We start from the raw sequence: 2,653 nt of genomic DNA, 5'->3' as shown, positions 1-2,653 counted from the left end.
GGGGGAAACTCTTTGATGTGGAAAAGTTATAAAAAAGGCCGAGTAGAAGAAAAATGAAAAAGAGCTAATGGTAATGACCGCAGCCAGGACAGCATTCCTCATCCAGTTTTTCCCAGAAACTTTCAAAATCCCGTTTGATGCCAGGATACTCAGGGGTAACCACAAGAAGTGCATAAAACGTGCCATATTAAGATTGTAAAGAAACATCTTGGGAAGAATGGAGAGGACGAAGAAAACAGATAGGACTATGTAGAAGAAGCTGTATTCCAGGTCTTTTAACCTGGTGTTTCTCAGGAAATTTGGGAGAAGGTATAGACCAACCAGGGCCAAGACTATAAAGCCATACTTATAGTACCTCCTCACAAAGGCAAAGATCTGGATCATAAACCCTGGCCAAAAGTCCCACATCTCCCGGTTTAGATAGTGAAGCATTGATAGTTCGTAGAATATCAGGAAAAAAATTGAAACTAATATCGCCGCTAAAATCTTCCTATTTTTAGTCTGACAAAGGAAATCACAAAATACAAAAATCAGAAGCAGGCATAGACTTAAAAATAGGGGGGTTATCCTGGCCCTTGCAGAAGCTATGGCACTGTATAGGCCAAACATCCTCCTATTGTAAATTAAGGCGATTATCCAGGGAACGAGGCCGACAACAGCCAACGGAAACAGGATGGAATACTTTTTGAGATATTCCATCACATGCTGCTTTTCTCCTGAAACCAGCCTGGTAAGACCGTATATCAAAGAGATCAGCGAAAAAGAAATGCCGTAGATTGGATAGAAGAGAAATGTCACGGCGTAAAAAAGGCCGCTGAACAGTAAAAAAGGGACTTTACTGCTATCAAAATGTTTTTTTAGGAAGATCAGTCCAACCAGACCTAAAATCATGGGAAGTAGATAGTAGAGCCTATTCATCATGGTAATGGGGACAAGGCCGACGCCCTCAAAAAGCTCATAATTAATTGTGGCCATGAATCCGTAAAATGGATGGCGTGGCTCAAGCAATGATGCTGGGTTCGACACAACCGTGGAGAGGAAAAATATGAGGCCACCAAATCCAGAGGTGAGGGTATAGACGAGATAGGAGATCTTTACCCTTTCTCTGGACACAAATTCGGAGAGGAAGAAAAAAGTGACAATCAATAGTACAAATCTGGCTATCAGGCCAGAGACAATCATGGTAGCCTGGTAGGGTATTCTCAAAAAATATGAAATATAACCCAAGGGCACATAAATGTAGGGTGACGTGAGACCCGGCACGGCAAACACACTCACTTTATCCTGACTTGCCCATAGGCATATCAAATTGTTCTCCACAGATCGCATTAAACTAAGCAATATGCCATCGTCGCCAAACCATCCCCAGGTAAACCCATAGCCAGAAGGTGTGGTCAGATAAAGGATCAAATATAGAGTGGGGTAGAAGAGGGCATACGATAGGGATATGAGATAAACGTATTTTGGTACTGCTTTTATTTTCTCAATCAACAATTTCTGCATGGACGTTCCACTTCTCTGGATCCTCCAATAGGCCTGAACAATTTTCGAGTAGGGGGGCTTCTATTCCAACCCCATTAGTTTTCTATATACCTTTAGAGTCTCTTCAGCAATTCTTCGGTGAGTGTATCTTTCAAGCACCCTCTTCCTTCCTCTTCTAGCTAGATCACACCTTAGATCCCCGTCTCTCATCAGAGCTTCCAGCTTTCTACGGAGGTCGTCCACATCCCCCTCCTCAAAAATTAATCCCGCGTCGCCGATGACATTGGGAATCTCACCTGAGGAAGATCCGATCACCGGAACTTCGCAGGCCATAGCTTCAATCAGGACGTGACCAAACTGCTCTTTCCAATTTCTAGTAGTGTGAGAGGGCAGGACGAGGACATCAAGACAGTTCAAATAATCGACTACTTGTTCATGAGGCACGGAATCAACAATCTTAACTTTTTCGCTAATGCCTGACTCTGCTGCCCGTCGCAAGATCACGTCTCTTAAATCCCCACTACCTACCATAAGCAGGTGAAACGGAACCTTCAACCTGCTCACTGCCTCAACCAAATCTAGAACACCTTTTTCTCGAACCAACCTACCAATAAAACCGATAGTAAAATGCTCAAATCCCAATCGAGTTTTTAGATCATTGGCGCCCTTTTTGCGAAATAGTTCAGTGTCGACCCCCAGTTGGGGTAGAACTTTAATTGGTTTTTCAAAACCTTTTCTCCGGAGTAAATCAGCCGCCTCTCTATTCCCACAGATGGCATAGTCGGAATGACTAAGGTTAAATCTTTCGAAAAAGGAGAGCGGAAAGCGATTACCCACTTCACAATTGACCCAGGTGAAAAAGAGGCACTTTGCTTCACGAGCAAATACCTTTCTGGCTATCAGAGTTTGGAAATAGGAAAAGGCACCAGCACCCTGCTCTACGTGAATAATGTCCGGCCGTATTTTCCTTATTTGAAAGAAATAACTGGGAAGATAGAAGTAAAAAGCCTCATTTCCTGCCAACATTGTCCTAAGAGGTATGACTCGTATGTTCTCTCCCTCAAACTGTTTTGATTCCAGAAGATGCATCCCTGTGTCCCACTTTTTGGGAGTTATAAGATATACCTCGACGTCATCATGCCTGGCCAGCTCGTAGAGCTTATCCCTATTT

At 43.3% G+C, this 2,653-nt stretch carries 2 protein-coding genes; both read right to left on the bottom strand.

The annotated features are described in order from the left end of the window. Positions 1-1,491: hypothetical protein (locus HW443_RS10495; RefSeq protein WP_176238170.1), on the bottom strand; the 1,491-nt coding region annotated here is incomplete at its 3' end. A gap of 72 nt (positions 1,492-1,563) precedes the next feature. Then, positions 1,564-2,653: glycosyltransferase (locus HW443_RS10490; protein ID WP_176238169.1), on the bottom strand; the 1,090-nt coding region annotated here is incomplete at its 5' end.

It is taken from the genome of Candidatus Hakubella thermalkaliphila (assembly GCF_013281975.1).
Taxonomy (GTDB): Bacteria; Actinomycetota; Humimicrobiia; order Hakubellales; family Hakubellaceae; genus Hakubella; species Hakubella thermalkaliphila.
Note: the sequence above shows the minus strand (reverse complement) of the source record. Positions and strands in the feature narration are given on the sequence as shown.